Origin of the sequence: Desulfotruncus alcoholivorax DSM 16058, assembly GCF_000430885.1 — a bacterium.
Lineage (GTDB): Bacteria > Bacillota > Desulfotomaculia > Desulfotomaculales > Desulfallaceae > Desulfotruncus > Desulfotruncus alcoholivorax.
The window spans coordinates 25243-44258 of the sequence record NZ_AUMW01000022.1; the positions used below are offsets into that span (position 1 = coordinate 25243).

Annotated in this window: 17 protein-coding genes; 12 read left to right on the top strand and 5 right to left on the bottom strand. The window is 52.3% G+C overall.

Features of this window, described 5'->3' with window-relative positions:
* The first annotated feature begins 209 nt into the window (after window positions 1-209).
* Window positions 210-749 carry a carbonic anhydrase gene (locus tag H569_RS0111720; RefSeq protein ID WP_027365137.1) on the top strand — a complete coding sequence of 180 codons (540 nt, stop codon included), beginning with the start codon at window positions 210-212 and terminating at the stop codon, window positions 747-749.
* Between the two features lie 124 nt (window positions 750-873).
* Window positions 874-1071 carry a DUF1540 domain-containing protein gene (locus H569_RS0111725; protein ID WP_027365138.1) on the top strand — a complete coding sequence of 66 codons (198 nt, stop codon included), beginning with the start codon at window positions 874-876 and terminating at the stop codon, window positions 1069-1071.
* Window positions 1072-1134: 63 nt separating this feature from the next.
* Here H569_RS0111725 and H569_RS20225 read toward each other — a convergent pair whose 3' ends face one another.
* Window positions 1135-2469: an MFS transporter gene (locus H569_RS20225; RefSeq protein ID WP_051273613.1), complete on the bottom strand. Its 1335-nt coding sequence runs from the start codon at window positions 2467-2469 to the stop codon at window positions 1135-1137.
* A gap of 116 nt (window positions 2470-2585) precedes the next feature.
* On the opposite strand from H569_RS20225, the gene H569_RS0111735 reads away from it, so the two are divergent.
* From H569_RS0111735 to carB, 6 genes are all read left to right on the top strand, one after another.
* A complete protein-coding gene (locus tag H569_RS0111735; RefSeq protein ID WP_027365139.1) occupies window positions 2586-2861 on the top strand; it encodes a YqhV family protein in 276 nt (91 codons plus the stop codon).
* Window positions 2862-3349: 488 nt separating this feature from the next.
* On the top strand, window positions 3350-3898 hold the full coding sequence (gene pyrR, locus H569_RS0111740; RefSeq protein ID WP_034630408.1) for a bifunctional pyr operon transcriptional regulator/uracil phosphoribosyltransferase PyrR: 549 nt from the start codon (window positions 3350-3352) through the stop codon (window positions 3896-3898).
* A 191-nt stretch (window positions 3899-4089) separates the two neighbouring features.
* Window positions 4090-5049 (top strand): aspartate carbamoyltransferase catalytic subunit, encoded by a 960-nt coding sequence (locus H569_RS0111745; RefSeq protein ID WP_034630411.1) that lies wholly within the window; start codon window positions 4090-4092, stop codon window positions 5047-5049.
* A complete protein-coding gene (locus H569_RS20230) occupies window positions 5033-6364 on the top strand; it encodes a dihydroorotase (protein WP_051273614.1) in 1332 nt (443 codons plus the stop codon). Before H569_RS0111745 ends, H569_RS20230 begins: the two co-directional genes overlap by 17 nt.
* 82 nt (window positions 6365-6446) lie before the next feature.
* Entirely contained in the window at window positions 6447-7526 is a 1080-nt protein-coding gene (gene carA / locus H569_RS0111755) for a glutamine-hydrolyzing carbamoyl-phosphate synthase small subunit (protein ID WP_027365142.1), read from the top strand.
* A 1-nt stretch (window position 7527) separates the two neighbouring features.
* On the top strand, window positions 7528-10740 hold the full coding sequence (carB, locus tag H569_RS0111760) for a carbamoyl-phosphate synthase large subunit (protein ID WP_027365143.1): 3213 nt from the start codon (window positions 7528-7530) through the stop codon (window positions 10738-10740).
* Between the two features lie 361 nt (window positions 10741-11101).
* On the opposite strand, the gene H569_RS0111765 is transcribed toward carB, so the two are convergent.
* Complete coding sequence (locus H569_RS0111765; protein ID WP_027365144.1) at window positions 11102-11254, bottom strand: hypothetical protein; 153 nt, start codon at window positions 11252-11254, stop codon at window positions 11102-11104.
* Window positions 11255-11352: 98 nt separating this feature from the next.
* On the opposite strand from H569_RS0111765, the gene H569_RS0111770 reads away from it, so the two are divergent.
* The 4 genes from H569_RS0111770 (at window position 11353) to H569_RS0111785 (ending at window position 14920) form a co-directional block, all read left to right on the top strand.
* Window positions 11353-12153, top strand: coding sequence for a dihydroorotate dehydrogenase electron transfer subunit (locus H569_RS0111770; protein WP_027365145.1), 801 nt, complete (start codon window positions 11353-11355; stop codon window positions 12151-12153).
* Window positions 12153-13067 carry a dihydroorotate dehydrogenase gene (locus H569_RS0111775; RefSeq protein WP_027365146.1) on the top strand — a complete coding sequence of 305 codons (915 nt, stop codon included), beginning with the start codon at window positions 12153-12155 and terminating at the stop codon, window positions 13065-13067. The genes H569_RS0111770 and H569_RS0111775 overlap by 1 nt, the downstream gene beginning before the upstream one ends.
* Before the next feature lie 32 nt (window positions 13068-13099).
* A complete protein-coding gene (gene pyrF / locus H569_RS0111780) occupies window positions 13100-13834 on the top strand; it encodes an orotidine-5'-phosphate decarboxylase (protein WP_081410996.1) in 735 nt (244 codons plus the stop codon).
* 189 nt (window positions 13835-14023) lie between these two features.
* On the top strand, window positions 14024-14920 hold the full coding sequence (locus H569_RS0111785) for an MBL fold metallo-hydrolase (RefSeq protein ID WP_027365148.1): 897 nt from the start codon (window positions 14024-14026) through the stop codon (window positions 14918-14920).
* 98 nt (window positions 14921-15018) lie between these two features.
* Here the strand turns inward: H569_RS0111785 and H569_RS0111790 are convergent, their stop codons facing one another.
* The 3 genes from H569_RS0111790 to H569_RS0111800 all read right to left on the bottom strand — a co-directional run bounded on the left by H569_RS0111790 (window position 15019) and on the right by H569_RS0111800 (window position 18773).
* Window positions 15019-16401 carry an APC family permease gene (locus tag H569_RS0111790; protein ID WP_051273616.1) on the bottom strand — a complete coding sequence of 461 codons (1383 nt, stop codon included), beginning with the start codon at window positions 16399-16401 and terminating at the stop codon, window positions 15019-15021.
* Between the two features lie 30 nt (window positions 16402-16431).
* Window positions 16432-17325: an acetamidase/formamidase family protein gene (locus H569_RS0111795; protein ID WP_027365150.1), complete on the bottom strand. Its 894-nt coding sequence runs from the start codon at window positions 17323-17325 to the stop codon at window positions 16432-16434.
* A 92-nt stretch (window positions 17326-17417) separates the two neighbouring features.
* Window positions 17418-18773, bottom strand: coding sequence for a glutamine synthetase family protein (locus H569_RS0111800; RefSeq protein ID WP_238492540.1), 1356 nt, complete (start codon window positions 18771-18773; stop codon window positions 17418-17420).
* Window positions 18774-19016: the final 243 nt, after the last annotated feature.

Genomic DNA, 19016 nt, shown 5'->3' on the forward strand with positions numbered 1-19016 from the left:
TTTCAAAAGCAGGATTTGATGAAAAGAGAGCGAATAATATATGTATTAGTACATAAAATCACAAACCCCAATATTATGGGCGGGTGACTTAAAGTTGATTAGTGTCGCGTTGCTGTAATTGAATAAAAAATAATTAAGATAGGAGAGGAAGTATGATAGCAAATTTAAGTGAAATAGGTCACAAAGATTGCGGCTTAGAGGGGTTTCCATTGGAATATCTAATACCGGTGACTTCCCGGGACAGCATACCGGGGGAGTATCTGGGTACCCCCATTGAGAGCTTGCTTGGATATCATAATTTGGGATACCCCTTGAAGACTTATAAACATGCGGAATTGCTGATTGGTATGTGCATGGATTACAGGAAACACTTGCATATTCCCGATAATTTCGCCTATGTCTTGCGCACCGGCGGGGGTAATTTGAGGTACAGTGAATTCAAGTTATCCTACGCTATTGCTATTGGCGGGGTGAAGGCAATAGTATTAATAGGCCACGATAATTGCGGTATGGTCAACTTAATGTCAAAAAAAGAAAAATTCATCAAGGGCTTGGTCGAAAATGCAGGGTGGGAACAGAGCCGGGCGGAGGAACATTTCATGCATTTTGTTCCCATGTTTGAGATTGGGAATGAAGTGGATTTCGTTATCAGCGAAGCTAAGCGATTAAGGTTAAAGTATCCTAAAATCCTGGTGGCACCCATGTTTTATGGCATGGCTGATAAACAGTTGTATCTTTTGAAGGAATAAATTACCAATTGGAAGGTAACAATGGGGGCATATCATAGCCTCAGGATAATTATCCGCTTGAGCTTGAGTTTATTGAATATAATTGAGATTTCTGCCAGATAATAAGAAAAAAGGAGGTGGAAGAATGCCTGATGTACACTGCACGGTGAATACTTGCAAGTATTGGCAGCAGCAAAACTTATGCAGTGCCCAACAAATTGTAATTCAGAGCGATGCACAAGGTGGTTTTTCACCCAACGCCAAATTGGAACAATTAAGTGCGACACCGGCAAACAATATTGACGAAACCTGTTGCCAAACTTTTAAAAATGCGCATGCATAAAGAATGGGCACCTTGATCAAAGGTGCCCATTCTTTGCGACAGGCATAAAAAAGCAAGACCTTTTTACGGGTCTTGCTTTTTTGTACCTTCAGGCTTATTGTCGCCAGGCATGGGTTTCCTGGCAGGGTTAAAAACAAATTCCAGGTTTACAGCCTGTCTGGGCGGTTCAGTCATACCACCGCTTTGTTTTTGCTCACCGGGCTGGGTCATATCCTTCACCCGGATGAACAGCAGCGCGGCTAAGGCCGTTGCTCCGGCCAGGATTGCACCGCCCCAGTACATGTGGGCATTACTGATGCCCATGAGGTAGCCGAATAAAGGCGGTCCCACGGCTACGCCCAGGAAGCGGACACTACCGTAGATAGAAGTAACCAGGCCCCGTTCTTCGGAAGCGACTGTACTTGTAATAATGGTGTTTAGGCAGGGCAGGAGCAGGCCCGTGCCAATTCCGGCAACGGAAATCCCAATGAAAAAGTAATAAATGTTCTGAAACAGGTTTAAAGAAGCCAGAGCGATTGCTACCAGGACCAGCCCGATAACCACCAGCCATTTCATCAGCTTAACTCTTTTTTTAAGGAACAAGCCGGTTACATACGAACTAATGCACATGAAAAGGACCGGGATGGCAATGGCTGCACCTTTTATGATTCCGTTAAGTCCCACGTTTTTTTCCAGATAGTCGCTTAAGAAAAAGAGAATGCCGAACAATATTAAGAGAGCGGTTGTACCGGCCAGGAATGAGGTTAAAAGCATCGCTGATTTTTTTTCAAATACTTTCTTAATGGCTTTTAAATACTGGGATACACTCTGGGTGGCCCGGTTGCCCCTGGGTTCCTTGACCAAAAACCAGATACCCAGAATAATGGGAATGATGATAGCAGGGAAAAACAAAAAGGTGGCATACCAGGCTATCAATCCTATGGCCGCACCAAGCACCGGGCTCAGTACTTTGCCCATACCGTTGGCTGCTTCAACAACTCCCAGCGCTTTACTGCGCTGCTTACCTGTAAACAGGTCACCGGTCAGTGCCATGGCTATGGGGGTGGTGCCGGCTGCGCCGATGCCCTGAACAATTCTGCCGCCAACGATCCAGGTATAGGCTTTGTCCTGAAAAAAAATGGCGGACAGCCCGGCAATAATGCCACCCAAACCGTAAAGGATCAATCCGGGGATAATAATTTTTTTACGTCCAATCCTGTCGGACAAAAAGCCGGCAAGCGGAATAAGCAGGCCGGGCACTGAAAAAGCGGTAATAATCATGCTGACTTTGATCTGGCTTAAATTAAACGCTTCCTTAATTTCCGGCAGAACCGGGATCAGCATGGAATTGCCAAGGACCATAATGAAAGGCACACCTGAAATAGCTGCTATTGTAACAGCCCCGGACTTGCCACTCATGATGTCTCCACATCCTTTCACCAACATTGAATATTTTGTCTCAGCCCGGTTGACGGTATGCATTTATGCGCCTGTTTGCGCATATGAAAAAATAGTTAATGAAGGGAGTGAAGAAAATGTTTTATGTTTTCGATAAAATTGTTTTATCAATGGCAGCGGTGCGCTTCTTGTCCGCCACTATTGAATTTAGCGCCGCTATGCTGATGTTATATTTCAACCGGGTGGAACATGCATTTAAAATTAATGCAATGCTTGCCCTGGTAGGTCCTACTGTAATGATAACCGTGACCACCCTGGGGCTGGTCGGACTGGCCGGAAAAGTTTCTCTCTCTGGTATGGTATTAATTTTGGCCGGCGTGGCTTTGATTTTCCTGGGCGTTAGACAAATTTGATGCCCACGCTGCAGTATCCGCATTGGCAAAAGGCGGGGGGCGTGCTGCTTACCGGCATATAAGCCAATAAAACAAGCAAAGTCTAATAGCGCGGTTATTGAAGGAAAACCGGCAAACAATGCTTCCGTAAAAGTTTTTTCAACTTGGAAAATTGCTTTGCGTGCAAAAGGAACCACTGAGTGCCGGGTGACAGTGTCAAAAACCGCTGCAAAATATAATTGACGTAAGCCCGCTGGAATGTTATTATGTTTTAAGTGAAATTTGCCTTGAAATCGGTCCCGTGAGGCCGGTAAGGATACATAGAGTGAACCAAAGACGGGTTGAAAAACTTGGTCTTTTCTATGCCTGCTTACCGGTGAAAGCAGGTTTTTTTGATGCCTTTATTCTTTTTTAGTGTCAGGGTTTATGAAGATACAGCCTAATTTATTTTTTAATCTAATTCCTAATCTTTAATTTCTAACTTCTAATGTGCGGCGGGGGTGTTCTCCTTGACGGATTTAAAAGAAAAAGCCAGGATTTTGGACAGGGACGGCATCAGGCGCGCCCTCACCCGGATAGCGCATGAAATCATTGAGCGCAACAAAGGGACCGAGGACTTGGTATTGATTGGGATCAGGCGGCGCGGCGTTCCCCTGGCCAGGCGGCTGGCGGAAAAAATCAGGGAAATTGAAGGAAGCCTTGTTCCTGTGGGAATACTGGACATTACTTTGTACCGGGATGACCTCTCCTCGCTGCATCCTCACCCGGTGGTCAGGCAAACCGAGGTTAACTTTTCCGTCAAAGGTAAAAAAGTTATTCTTATTGATGATGTTTTATTCACAGGCAGAACAATCCGGGCCGCCCTGGATGCCGTTATTGATCTTGGCAGACCCAAGAACATCCAATTGGCGGCGCTGATTGACAGGGGGCACAGAGAACTGCCCATCAGGGCGGATTATATTGGAAAAAACGTCCCAACCTCCCGGCGTGAGCTGGTGGAAGTACGGCTTGACGAAACGGATGGAGAGGACGAAGTGATTATTCAGGAAAAATCATAACTGTTGGTGCCATCCTTTTAAGCGGTCCCGCGAGGCCGGCAAGGGAGGGCCTAAAATATTAGCCCTGCCGGCCTCAACCGGATTGTTGAAGTAACAATTTCGGATGAGGCTTTATTTATGCTTTAACAAAGCAAGCCCGGCCACAGGCACTGCAAGGTAAACGGAATAATGTCTGATCCAAAGCGCCTTTAATGTTGGGGGGGGTTCCCGTATTGTTTAAATGTAAAAATTTGTTGGGGTTGCAGGACCTTTCCGCGGAAGAAATCACATTCTTGCTGGATACTGCAATACCTATGAAGGACATTATCAGCAGGCCGATTAAAAAGGTGCCTACTCTGCGGGGCAAGACGGTGGTGAACCTGTTTTATGAAAACAGTACCCGCACCCGCAGTTCTTTTGAGCTGGCAGCTAAATATTTAAGTGCGGACAGCGTCAACATTTCCAGCTCGTCAAGCAGTGTGGCCAAAGGTGAGAGCCTTTATGACACCGCCCGAACGATCCAGTCGTTGGGAGCCGACGTAATTATTCTGCGCCACCCCATGGCCGGCTCGCCGCGGCTGCTGGCCCGGACGGTTGATGCGGCGGTAATTAATGCCGGGGACGGGGCGCATGAGCATCCCTCCCAGGCCTTGCTGGACCTTTTCACGGTCCGGGAGCGTTTGGGCAGGCTGGCCGGGCTCAAGGTGGTAATTGTGGGTGATGTTCTGCACAGCCGGGTGGCCCGCTCTGATATTTGGGGCTTTACCAGGATGGGAGCGGAGGTCGTCGTTTGCGGTCCTCCAACTCTAATTCCGCCGGGGATTGACCGGATGGGCGTCCGGGTGTTCCACCGGCTGGAGGAGGCGCTGCCGGGCGCTGATGTTATTATTATGCTGAGAATACAAAAAGAAAGGCAGCAGCAGGGCTTATTTCCCAGCTTGAGGGAATACGCCGTCCTGTACGGGTTGAACCGCCGGCGGCTGGCGCTGGCGCGCAGCGGCGCCCTGGTGCTGCACCCCGGCCCGATGAACAGGGGTGTGGAGATATCGGCGGATATTGCAGACGGAACATCATCTGTTATTGAAGAGCAGGTTACCAACGGGGTGGCGGTGCGCATGGCGCTGTTGTACTTGCTTGCAGGGGGAGGTGACCGGCATGAAAATGATTATTAGGGGCGGGCGGGTTTTGGACCCCGTCTCAAAAAGGGATGAAATAGCTGATTTATATATTCAAAATGGTTTGGTCGCCCTACCGTTTGAGGCCGATTCCAGCACCCAAATTATTGATGCTGCCGGCAGGCTGGTTGCCCCGGGTTTTATTGATATGCATGTGCACCTGCGCGAGCCCGGGTTTGAAGCCAAGGAAACAATAGCTACAGGAACGGCTGCCGCTGTTCGGGGCGGCTTCACCGGAGTTGCCTGCATGCCCAACACCAATCCGGTGGCCGATAACGCAGCGATAATTGAATTTATAAAAAACAAAGCACTGGAGGCCGGCAGGTGCGGTGTCTACCCCGTGGGAGCCATTACCCGGGGCAGCCAGGGCAAGGAAATGGCGGAACTGGCCGGGATGCGGGAATCCGGCGCCGTAGCCTTTTCCGACGACGGGCAGCCCGTAAAGGATGCCTGGATGATGCGCCTGGCCATGCAGTATTGTAAAATGCTTGGCGCCGTAATTATTTCACACTGCGAAGAAAAAAGCCTGGTGGCCGGAGGGGTAATGCACGAGGGATATTATTCCACCATTTTGGGGTTAAAAGGGATTCCCGCCGCAGCCGAAGAAATAATGGTAAGCCGGGACATCATTCTGGCTGCCGAGACGGGGTGCCCGGTCCATATCGCTCACATCAGCACTGCCGGCTCGGTGGCGCTGGTGCGGGAAGCCAAAAAGAGGGGCATCAGCGTAACAGCGGAAGTGACGCCGCATCATTTTTCCCTTACGGACGGGGCAGTGGCAGATTACAGCACCAATGCCAAGGTGAATCCTCCCCTGCGCGGCGAGGCCGACCTGCAGGCTGTGCTGGCAGGGCTGGCCGACGGAACTATCGATGTCATCGCCACGGACCACGCCCCGCACACTTACGATGAGAAAAATGTTGAGTTTGATCTGGCCCCCTTCGGCATGGTTGGGTTGGAGACGGCTGTTGGTCTGGTTTGGAGTGAGCTGGTGCACAAAGGGATACTGACGCCGCTGCAGGCTGTAGCCAAGCTGTCGTTTAACCCGGCCTCGATACTGGGCCTGAACAGGGGCATGCTTACTGAGGGCGCGGCAGCGGATATCACCATTATCGACCCGGACCTGGAGGAAACAGTTGACCCCGCCAAATTTGCCGGCAAGGGAAGAAATACTCCCTTTACCGGCCGAAAACTAAAAGGGATGCCTGTAATGACCATTGTGGCGGGGGAGATTAAATATCAAAGGAGTCAGAAGTCGGGAGTCAGAAGTCGGGAGTCAGAAGTCAGGAGTCAGAATGAGGGAACGGTTTAGTTCATATTGAATTATTCTGATTTCTGACTACTGCCTTCTGAATACTTGTATAGTTATAGAGCATCTGCGGAGGTGTATTTGTTTGAAAGCTGTTTTAGCACTGGAGGACGGCATGATTTTTACCGGGCAGTCATTTGGCGCCACGGGTGAGCAGTGGGGTGAGGTGGTATTCAACACCGGCATGACCGGCTACCAGGAAGTGCTTACCGACCCGTCTTACTGCGGTCAAATAGTGGTAATGACCTATCCCCTGATCGGCAACTACGGAGTTAACCGGGAAGATTATGAATCGATGCGCTCCTTTGTCCGTGGGTTCGTGGTCAGGGAAGCCTGTAATCACCCAAGCAACTGGCGCGCCACGTATAAGATCGATAATTTCCTGGCCCGGGAAGGAGTATTGGGCATCAGCGGAGTTGACACCAGGGCGCTGACCAGACACCTGCGCAGTCACGGGACTATGCGGGGGGTAATTGGGACCGGTGAGATAGACCCGGCTATACTGGTGGAAAAAGCCAGGTCCTGCCCCCAACTAACCGGCCAAAAACTGGTGGAAGAAGTAACAACCCGCCAGGTATATACTCTTCCGGGTGACGGTCCCAGGGTCGTGCTGATTGACCTGGGTTCCAAACACAATATTATCAGGCGGCTAAGGGACAGGGGTTGCTCAGTTATTGTCGTGCCGCCGGATATGAAACCGGAAAAAATAGCTGAACTGGCCCCCGAAGGTGTGTTGCTGTCCAACGGGCCCGGAGACCCCACCGATGTGCCTGGGACTATTGCGACCACCCGGGCTCTTGTGGGCAAATACCCCATGTTTGGTATCTGCCTGGGCCACCAGATCATGGCCCTGGCCCTGGGGGCAAAAACTTATAAAATGAAATTTGGCCACCGTGGAGCCAACCACCCGGTAAAGGACCTTGCTTCAGGCAGAGTGTATATTACTTCGCATAACCACGGGTTCTCAGTTGACGAGGAATCGCTAAAGGGGCTGGATGTGGACGTTTCCCACATCAACCTGAACGACAATACGGTGGAAGGTATTCGACACAGGCACCTGCCGCTGTTCGCGGTGCAATACCACCCCGAGGCGTCGCCGGGACCGCATGATTCAGACTATATATTTGACCAGTTTATGGATATGATGCGCGGGGAGGGCAGGTAAAATGCCAATTAAAAAAGGAATTAAAAAAGTCCTGGTGGTAGGATCGGGCCCCATTATCATCGGCCAGGCGGCTGAATTTGATTATGCCGGCACCCAGGCCTGCCGCGCGCTGCGCGAGGAAGGGCTGGAAGTTGTTTTAATCAACAGTAACCCTGCCACTATTATGACCGACGCCAACATGGCGGACAGAATTTATATCGAACCGATAACACCGGAATTTGTCACCCGGGTGATTAAAAAGGAAAGGCCGGACGGCTTTCTGCCTTCGCTGGGCGGCCAGGTGGGCTTGAACATGGCCCTGCAGCTTTCAGACATGGGCGTGCTTGAAGAATACGGGGTCAGGCTGCTGGGTACCCCGCTGGACGCCATCAAAAGAGCCGAGGACCGTGAGGAATTTAAGGCCACCATGGAGCGGATCAATGAGCCGGTTCCCGAAAGTGTCATTGTAAGTTCTGTGGACGAGGCCGTGGAGTTTGCCAAGCAAATCGGTTTTCCACTGGTGGTGCGTCCTGCTTACACGCTGGGCGGCACCGGCGGCGGCATGGTTTATAATATGAACGAACTGGTCAATACCTGTACCCGGGGCCTTAAAGCCAGCATTATTCACCAGGCGCTGATAGAGCGCAGCGTCGTTGGCTGGAAAGAAATCGAGATTGAAGTAATGCGGGACGGAGCCGATAACTGTATTACCATCTGCAGCATGGAGAACCTCGACCCCATGGGTATTCACACCGGTGACAGCATCGTGGTGGCGCCCACCCAAACTTTGAGCGACAAGGACTACCAGATGCTCCGCACTGCCGCGCTGAAAATCATCCGGGCTTTGGGAGTGGAGGGCGGCTGTAATATCCAGTATGCCCTGGACCCCAACAGCTATCAATATTATGTAATTGAAGTAAACCCGCGGGTATCCAGGTCTTCCGCACTGGCTTCCAAGGCCACCGGATATCCAATTGCCAAGGTGGCCAGTAAAATAGCAATTGGCCTGAACCTGGACGAAATCAAGAACGCGGTGACGGGCAAGACCTACGCCTGCTTTGAGCCGTCCATTGATTATACCGTAATTAAGTTCCCCCGCTGGCCATTTGACAAGTTTGCACTGGCCGACCGCACGCTGGGCACCCAGATGAAGGCCACCGGCGAGGTCATGGCCATTGACAGAACCCTTGAGGGCGCGCTGCTCAAAGCCATCCGCTCCTTGGAAATTGGGGTGCCCGGTTTGATCTACCCGGGGTTGGATTCATACACCGATGAAGAAATCGAAAAGAAACTCTCGCAGCCCAATGACGAGCGGTTGTTCGTGCTGGCCGAAGCACTGCGCCGGGGTATGCTGTACGACAGAATTATCAGCCTGACCAAAATGGACCGGTTTTTCATTCAAAAAATTGATAACGTAATTAAGCTGGAGGAGAAAGTGCGGCGCCAGGGTGAAGCTGCCTTGACCCCCGGGTTCCTTTTGGAAGCCAAGCAAAAGGGTATGGCGGATACTTACCTGGCCCAGGCTTCAGGCGTACCGGCTGAAAGAATCAAAGAGCTGCGCGAGCAGCACGGCATTAAGCCGGTTTATAAAATGGTGGATACCTGTGCGGCTGAATTTGAGGCCGTAACGCCATACTATTACTCCTGCTACGATAGCGAAGACGAGGCGGAGCCCACGGACAACCGTAAAGTGGTGGTGCTCGGCGGCGGCCCCATTCGGATTGGACAGGGCATTGAGTTTGACTACTGCTCGGTACACTCGGTTTGGGCGTTGAAGGAAATGGGTTTTGAATCCATTATTATCAACAATAACCCTGAAACCGTCAGCACCGACTTTGATACCGCCGACCGGCTTTATTTTGAGCCGCTGCTGCCGCAGGACGTGTTAAACATTATAGAAAAAGAAAAGCCTGAAGGCGTGATTGTCCAGTTTGGCGGCCAAACGCCCATTAACCTGGCCGTGCATCTGGACCGGGCCGGGATAAAAATACTCGGCACTTCGATGAATGATATCGACCGGGCCGAGGACCGCAAGCGCTTTGACGCCCTGCTGAGCGACCTTGACATACCCCGGCCGCCGGGGGGAACAGCCACATCAGTGGCCGAGGCCGAAGAGATTGCCGGGCAAATAGACTTTCCGGTGCTTGTACGCCCTTCCTATGTGTTGGGTGGCCGCGCTATGGAAATTGTTTATAATCTGGAAGATTTGAGAAACTATATGCAAAGCGCCGTTAAGGTAACGCCGGAACACCCTGTGCTGGTAGATAAGTACTTCCTGGGCGAGGAAATCGAGGTCGACGCCATCGCTGACGGCGAAACTGTCCTGATTCCGGGAATTATGAAGCACGTGGAACGGGCCGGAGTGCATTCCGGGGACAGCATTGCCGTTTACCCCGCCAACCACCTGGATCATAAGGCTCGCCACCAGATTGTTGATTATACAACCCGGCTGGCACTCAACCTTAACGTCAGGGGCATGATCAATATTCAGTACGTTTTATACAATGGACAGATTTACGTGCTGGAAGTAAACCCGCGGGCCAGCCGGACGGTTCCGTATATGAGTAAAATAACCGGTATCCCCATGGTTAACCTGGCCACTAAAATAATTATGGGCCGGAAATTAAAGGACATGGGTTACCAGGGAGGGCTTTATCCCGAAACCAGGCTGGTCGGGGTTAAAGCACCGGTGTTCAGTTTTGCCAAACTGCTGCAGGTGGATATTTCGCTGGGACCGGAGATGAAATCCACAGGCGAGGTGCTTGGTGTTGACGCCAGCTATCCGGTTGCCTTATACAAGGCGCTGCTGGCCTCCGGGGTGGTTTTTCCGGAGCGGGGTAATATCCTGGTGACCGTGGCCGACAAGGATAAGGAAGAGGCTTTGCCCATTGTGCGCGGTTTTGCCGGCCTGGGCTACAATATACTGGCCACCTCAGGCACGGCAAATTACCTGGAAGAGCACGGGGTGGCGGTCAGGCGGGTAAACAAGGTGCGTGAAGGCTCGCCGCATATCGACGACCTGCTGCGCCAGGGTGAGATTCACCTGGTTATCAACACGCTGACCAAGGGCAAGGCTCCCGAGCGGGACGGTTTCGTGATCAGGCGGGCAACGGTGGAACTGGCCGTTCCCTGCTTAACTTCCCTGGACACCGCCCGGGCCATTCTGGAAGTGTTAAGTGATTTCCAGGAAGGCGCCAAAGTCAACCTTATCCCGTTACAGGAATACCTGAATTAAAAATAAAACTACCTTGTGCTATCCCCACCGTTTAGTCCATGTCATTGCGAGGAGTGAAACGACGTGGCAATCCCATCCGGGCCACACCTTTTAGGGGAAAGGGTACACACCGCTTCGGGGAATATTCCCAAATAGTGGGAAAGGGGACACACCTCTACGAGGAATGTCCCCAAATATACATTTTGTGCTGTAGGGGCGGACGACCCTGTCCGCCCTGAATGTCCCCCAATAATGCCAGCTCGCTCGCAATGGCAAAAGTAAACTAAATACCCCGAACGGCCTTATCAAGGCTGTCCGGGGTTTATCTTAACCGGGCGAAGGTCCCGGGGGTCTTATGCTATTATAAATAAAGAGGACCCGATTAAGCTCCCTGCTTTAGGGCTTCAATTGCTTTCATCAGGTCCAGGTTGAGTTTTTTGAACCAGTCTGTCAATTCGCTGTTTTGCTGAGCCTTTTGGTTATTGGACCGGATCATTTCGGTCAGTGCTCTGACGGCATGTTCCCTGTCGGTCACCTTAACATCACCTCCTTTATTATCAATATATCAATATTAATATACCAGTGCAATGTAAAGTGTTAATGAATTTAATATTAATTTTTGGGGGGATTGAATTGGCCCTACTTGTCCAGGGTGAAATAGTCAGTCACATGGAAAGGGCGCCCGGTGTCTTTATGGTGGAATTTATTGCTCCGAACCTGGCCACGGTTGCCCGGCCAGGTCAATTTTTACATATTCGCTGCAGTGAGGGGAATGACCCGCTGTTGCGCCGCCCCATCAGCATTCATGCGGTGGATCGTGACCGGGGGAGGGTTGGTATACTCTTCCAGGTGGTTGGCCGGGGCACCGCTTTGTTGGCCCGACGTAAGGATGGGGTGATTGACGTAATGGGCCCCCTGGGACGCGGGTTTAGCACCGGTAGCCACAACTTAATGCGTGCGGGCAGTATTGCCGTAGTCGGCGGCGGCATTGGAGCGGCCCCGCTGTTCTTTTTGCTGCAGGAGCTTGCGCGCTGCGGTGATCCCGCCCGGGTTAAAGTGCTGCTTGGAGCCAGGAGTGCGAACCAGATCCTCATTAAAGAAGAAATTGAAAATCTGGGCTATACAATGGAGCTGGCTACGGACGACGGTTCTGTGGGCCACAGGGGACAGGTGACGGAGTTATTGCTGAAGCTCCTGCCGGAAGGAGTCAGCTATGTTTACGCCTGCGGGCCGGCGCCAATGCTGAAAGCGGTATGTGCTTTCCTCAGCGAAGCCGGGATACCGGGTGAGGTTTCCCTGGAGGAAAGAATGGCTTGCGGCGTGGGAGCTTGCCTGTCCTGCGCCTGTCAGGTTAAAGCTGCAGGCGGCGGGGTCCATTACCGCCGTGCTTGTGTGGACGGGCCGGTTTTTCCGGCAGGGGAGGTGGTCTGGTGATCAATACCACGGTAAACCTGGGTGGTATCAAGATGAAAAATCCCGTGGCCACCGCTTCCGGTACTTTCGGCTTCGGCTTGGAATACCAGCAGTTCATTCAATTGGAAAAGCTTGGCGCAATTATTGTAAAAGGGACAACCCCGGCGCCCAGGCAGGGGAACCCGCCGCCGCGTATAGCTGAAACGCCGGCCGGGATGTTGAACGCCATCGGCTTGCAGAACCCGGGGGTAAATAAAGTGGCGGGGGAAATCATCCCCCGGCTGGTTCACCTAAACACGCCGGTAATAATAAATATTGCCGGCGATACGGTGGAGGATTACGCCCTGGTAGCCAACAAGCTGGACGGAGTGCCCGGTGTTGCGGGCCTGGAGATTAACATCTCCTGCCCTAACGTCAAAAAGGGGGGCATTCAGTTTGGCAGTGATCCCCGGTCGGCAGCCGAGGTGACCAGGGCTGTGAAAGCGGCCACCAAACTGCCGGTAATTGTTAAGCTTTCGCCTAATGTAACCGACCTTGTTGCTATGGCTGCGGCTGTGGCCGAAGCCGGAGCGGATGCCCTGTCAATGATTAATACCCTGCTGGGCATGGCCATCGATGTAGACCGGCGCAAGCCGGTGCTGGGCAATATCACCGGGGGGCTAAGCGGACCGGCTGTGCGCCCAGTGGCGGTTCGCGCGGTATGGCAGGTTTACCGGGCGGTAAAACTGCCCATCCTGGGGATGGGGGGCATTATGACGACCAGGGACGCACTGGAATTTATTCTGGCCGGGGCCACGGCAGTGGCGGTGGGAACGGCCAACTTCGTCAACCCCCGGGCCACCATTGAAATTATCGAAGGTATAGAAAATTATCTGCGCGAGCAGGGCTTTAACAACATCAACCAGCTTACCGGCCTTGCACACGCGGGCATATAAGGAATAAAAAGGCTGCAGGTGAGGTGGAAAAGTTGTCCAAAGATAAACTGATTATAGCCCTTGACGTTAATAGCAGGGCGGAAGCCATGTCCCTGCTTAAGGAACTGGCCGGTATGTCAGGTTTTTTTAAAGTTGGCATGGAACTGTTTTACTCCGAGGGTGCCGGTATAGTGCGGGAGATTGCTGCAACAGGGGCCGGGGTATTTCTGGATTTAAAGCTGCACGACATCCCCAACACAGTGGGGCGGGCGGCCCGGGTGCTGGTTCGGTCAGGAGCCTCCATTATCAATGTGCACGCTGCCGGGGGCGGCGCCATGATGCGGGCCGCCGGCGAAGCCGCCAGGGAGGAAGCCGGGCGGTTGGGTTTGCCGGCGCCTGCGGTAGTGGCGGTAACTGTTTTAACCAGTATAGACCGGGATTCGTTTAACAGGGAAATGGGCTATACCGGTGCAATTGAAGACCGGGTGCGTTCCTGGGCGCTGCTGGCCCGGGAGTCCGGACTGGATGGAGTGGTCTGCTCGCCCCGGGAAATTGAAATGGTACGCATGGCCTGTGGACCGGATTTTCAAATTATTACCCCGGGGATCAGGCCGGCCGGGTCTGATTTAAACGACCAGCGCCGGGTAATGACGCCGGGTGGGGCGATCAAGGCCGGTGCCAGCCGGATTGTGGTCGGCAGGCCCATTACCGCTGCACCGGACCGGCGCGCGGCGGCAGCGGCTATACTGGCCGAATTGTCCGCGAGTTCATGTCATTGCGAGGAGTGAAACGAAGTGGTAATCTATACATCAAAAGAAAGGAGACACACCTCCTCTTTGGGGTCGGGCTTGAAGGTCGGGAGGAATGTCCCCAATAAAATTTAGGATCGGAGGAAAGTCCCCAATTATTACCTGCGCTACGCTTGCAATGACAAAAGAGGCGCTGTAAATGTTTAATATTATAGGTGGTGCTAAACTTTGAAATTAAATAAGATAACGGAAAATGTGTACTACATAGATTCTGCGGTCAATATTGGTCTAATTGTAAATGAGGCCAACGAAGCATTGTTGGTGGACACCGGGATTGACGACAGTGTGGCGCGTAAGGTCAAAAGGCTGGTGGAGGAAAACGGCTATAAATTACGGGGAATTATTATCACCCACGCCCACGCAGACCACTGTGGCGGGGCCCCCCACCTGGTAAAAACAACGGGGGCGGCTGTTTATGCAACGGCAACAGAAAAGCCGGTACTGGAATGCCCGGTTCTGGAACCTGTTTATTTGTTTGGCGGCGCTTACCCTCCGGATCCTCTCCATAATAAATTTTTCCTGGCCGGTGGAGTGAGTGTTGACGAAGTAATCATGCCCGGGGTGCAAAATATCTGCGGGTGTGAGGTTGAAATTGTTGATATGGCCGGACATGCTTTGGGCCAGGTGGGTGTGGCGGCTGCAGGGGTGCTATTCTGTGCTGATTCCGTAATTGCCCCCGAGGTGATTGATAAACACGGGATACCCCTGAACGCTGATCTGGCAGGAGCCCTGGAAACGTTCAACCGCCTTGAGAGCCGGCAGGAAAAATTTTACCTGCCGGCGCATGGAACGCTGGCTGAGGACATAGTCCCTGTGGTCGGAGCCAACCGCCGGAGATTAATTGATACTCTGGAGTTTATCAAGGACTTGCTGGAAAGTCCTAAAACCGTTGAGGAAATCCTTGCTGCAGCCTGCAGTAATTTTAAGATTAATATTAACAACATGGGGCAGTATTACTTGATGCACCTGACCATAATGGCCTACCTTTCATATATGGTCGACCGCAAGGAAATCACGGCTGAGTACAATGAAAACAGGCAGAGTTTTAAAAAACTGCTTGGCTGAGTTAAGAAAACGGGTCGCTTTATTGTCAGGGAGGCGCCCCCTTTAATACCCGGTTAATTGAAGTGTAAGGGCCACCCGGTTGGGTGGCCCTGTGACAATTAGTGTTCCATAGCCTTGAAAGCGGGCGGTTTTTCCTTGAAGCCTTTGGTTTTGACGGCCGAGTATACCAGGCCGATGGCCAGCCAGATGAAGCCCATAGTTTTTGCTTCCGGCTGAAGGCTCAGCCAGACGTAAAAAATAATAGCGAACCCGCAGGCCGGCAGTGCAAAATATTTAAACAGTGAAGCCGGGTCGGTTTTTTTCAGGCGGATGACATAATAAATGAATACCGACAAGTGCAGGAACAAAAAGCCGGTAAGCGCGCCGAAGTTGACCATGGAAGTCAGCCTGTCGGTGTTGAGAGCCACACCGATGGTAATGGCGATGACTGCCACCAAAATTGTGCTTACATAAGGTGTCTTGTATTTGGGGTGAATTTTCCCCAGCACCGAAGGCATCATTTTATCCCGCGCCATGCTGTAGAGCAGGCGGGAGATAGCGGCCTGGGCCACCAGCCCGTCGCCGATACCCCAGGCAATGGCGGTAGCCAGCGCGGCTACCAGACGCAGCCAGTTGCCGCCGGCGGCCTGGGCAACGGCATAAAAAGCGGTGTCCGGGTTTTGGAAAGAGGTGTGGTCGGGCCAAACCAGGCCGGCCAGATAAGTTTGCACCACGAATAAACTGCCCACCAGCACCAGCGCGGTTACCGTAGCCCGGCCCACCATGCGCTTGGGGTCCTTGGATTCTTCCGCCAGGGTGCTGATGGCGTCAAAGCCCAGGAAGCTGAGCACCGCCAGGGATGTGGCGGACATGACCATGCTCATGCTGAATCCCTCGGGTTTCCAGATGGGATCAATGGTAAAGGCGCCTGCGCCAACGCCTTTCATAACGGCAATAATGGCTGCCGCACAGAAGGCCACCAGGGCGAATATTTCGATAACCATCAGGGTTATATTGGTGCGGGCCGTCATTTCGATGCCCCGCAGGTTGACAACGGTATTGATGATGACAAATAAAGCAATCCAGCCCCAATAGGGCAGTATGGGCAGCATCTCCTGCAAAGCGTAGCCGGCCACCAGGTAGACCAGGGCCGGAGTTAAAATATAGTCCAATAGCATGGCCCAGCCGGCAAAGAAACCCACATGGGGGTTTATCCCCCTGGAGGCGTAAGAATAAACCGAGCCGGATATCGGAAAGGCCTGTGCCATCCGGGCATAACTTAAGGCGGTAAAGGTCATGGCGATGATGCCGATGATATAGGCCAGGGGCGCCATGCCGTTGGACACGTCGGTAACGTAGCCGTAAATGCCCATGGGCGCGATGGGCACCATAAAGACCATACCGTAAAACAGCAGGTCTTTAAAAGTCAGGGCCCTTTTCAATTCTTGCTGGTAACCGAATTGTTCCAAAGAATCCGTGTTGGATCGGGTGTTGTGTCCCAATTATCTTCCCCCCAAGTAAATAATTTAATCTTAAAGATCGGTCAGGCCTAATTTTTCAACAATATTCCTGGGCATGGAAAAACGGGCGGTTTTTAACGGGTCGACCACCTGGCATATTTCTGCATTGCCGCAGGCGCTCATCAGCATGCCGGCTTCGTTTAACGTCAGCCCGGTCTTTTGCTGCAGCAGCATGGCCATTTCCCTGGTGGCGGTATCCACAGCTTCATCCAGGGTATGGGCTGAGGCGATTGTAGCCACCACGTCGCCGGTAACCACCAAGGGGTTGTTTAATTGCCATCCCTTGGCCAGGGTAACGGTAATTTCCACCGTACCGGCCACTTCCACGCCGCTGACCATAATTTCTCCGTCACCCATGGCCGCGTGCAGGTCGCCCATGGCCAGGAGCGCGCCGTCAACCTGGACCGGCAGGTATAAGGTGCTGCCGGGGCGGATCAAAGTGGTGTCCATATTGCCGCCGTGGCTGCCGGGTGTGCCGCAGGGAACCGGGTCTCCCGCCGGGGCTACGCCTATTACGCCAATCATGGGATTTAGGGGCAGGGCCAAACCTTTAAACAGAGCAACCCCGTCTTCTATGGGCACCATTAATGTTTGGGATTGGGTGACCTGTTCGCCCAGCACCCCCGCGCCGGGGGCGGCTACCATTACGCCCGGGCCGGTTACCTGGATGCTTTCAATATGCACGGCGATGACGTCGCCGGGTTGGACTCCTTCCAGGTATACGGGGCCGGTGGCCGGGTTGACCCGGTCAAAATTCAAGGTTTCCAGGGTGTCTCCGGCGCTCTTTAGCTGTCCTTCGAAACAATCCCGGGTTTCGAAAGCCAGCCGAGCCGGCAAGGAAACTTTAGCCACCGGCAAATTGTTTTTGTCCATGTTAAAAACCGTTTTTTTTGCTGCAATACGCAATAATCATCACTCCCTACAAGTTTATTACTTATACAAAAGTCGCCTCCGCCCGGCCCCTTTGCCGTTGGGGGCAACCAGATGCCGGGAAATGTTTAAAACAGCTCGAAGTATTCTTTTAATTCCCAATCGGTAACGTGGTTTTGAAAACGCTGCCATTCTGCACGCCGCAAAGCCAGGTAATGGTTTACAAATTCTTCCCCTAAATAACCCAGCATAGTTTGATCGGCCAGCAAAGCATCCAGCGCTTCGGGTAAACATGCGGGAAGTTTGGGGTAATCTTCCCGGGCGTACGGGTCTGAACCATCACAGCTTGCCGGTGGTTCAATTTTATTGGTTATGCCGTCCAGTGCAGCTGCCAGTATGGCCGCCGCAGCCAGATAAGGGTTCGTGTCGGCGGCCGGCAATCTGTTTTCCAGGCGGGTGTTGGCCGTTCTGTTATAAGGAACACGAATCATGGCGCAGCGGTGCTCGTTGCCCCAGGAAGCGTTAACCGGTGCAAAACGATACGGGCGCAGGCGCTTATAGCTGTTAATGGTTGAGTTGGCCAGCGCGCAGATGGCGCCGGCGTGGGCCAATTGCCCACCTATGGCCCAGCGGCAAATATCCGAAAGTTCTTGATGCCGGTCCGGGCCGTAAAAGACATTGGTTCCTCGCATATCCAGCAATGAATGGTGAAAATGCCCGCCGCTGCCGCTGGCACCGGCCATGGGTTTGCCCATGAAAGTCGCCGAGTAACCCTTGAGGTGCAAAATTTCTTTAATGGCTGAGCGATAATACACCGCCATATCCGCTATTTCCAGTCCGGTGAAGGGTGAGTTGGTTATTTCAAACTGTCCTGGTCCGTACTCGGTATTGGCAACCTCGGGGCCCGCCCCAATACCTTCCAGCCCCTGGATAACAGCGGTTAAAATCTCTTCCACCTGGGCTTGTTTTGTGTCTGAATAGCAGTTCAGCCCCTGCCAGGCCGGAGTGAGGGCTTCATTACCCTGTTTAAATACATAAAATTCAAATTCAAAGGCCCCCTTCAGCTGAAAGCCCGTCGCAGCCGCCCGGGCCAAAACATTTTTCAAGATCTGCCTGGGGGCCACAGGTACCGGCTGACCGCCGGGGGTGGTGACATCGGCTATGACCCGGGCTGTTCCGGGCAGCCAGGGTAAAACCATAAAGGTCTTTAAATCAGGCTTTAATACCCAGCTGGGATACCCCCCGTGATAACCGGCACCGGCTTCCGGGACCAACTGTGCCGACGCATCCATGGAGAACAAGGCGGAGGGGTAATTTATGCCCTGTCCGGAGAGGGATTGCAGAAAGCTCTTGGCGGGCACATAGCGTGAGCGCGTGATATTGGTATTGTCTGTCAGGGTAATCCTCACAGTGTGTATCTGGTTATCTTGAATAAGCTTGCGGATATGTTGGACCAGTTCGGCTTCCATGGTAATGGTAATCAATCCCTTTCGTATTATTGCAAACATATTGCAAAATAAAGATATAAGCAATTTTGGTGCCAGTAATCCCGGTACGGGTACGAGCTAAAAACCCTTTAAAATTAATGTTTTTAAAACACAATAATTAGTTTTAAGTCTTGTTGTGTTGATGTTTTGCAATTAAAATATTTATATACCTAAGATGTACGCATCGATAGCTTGGGTATTGGTGCAAGTTCAATTGCATAATTGCAATATCAAAAAATA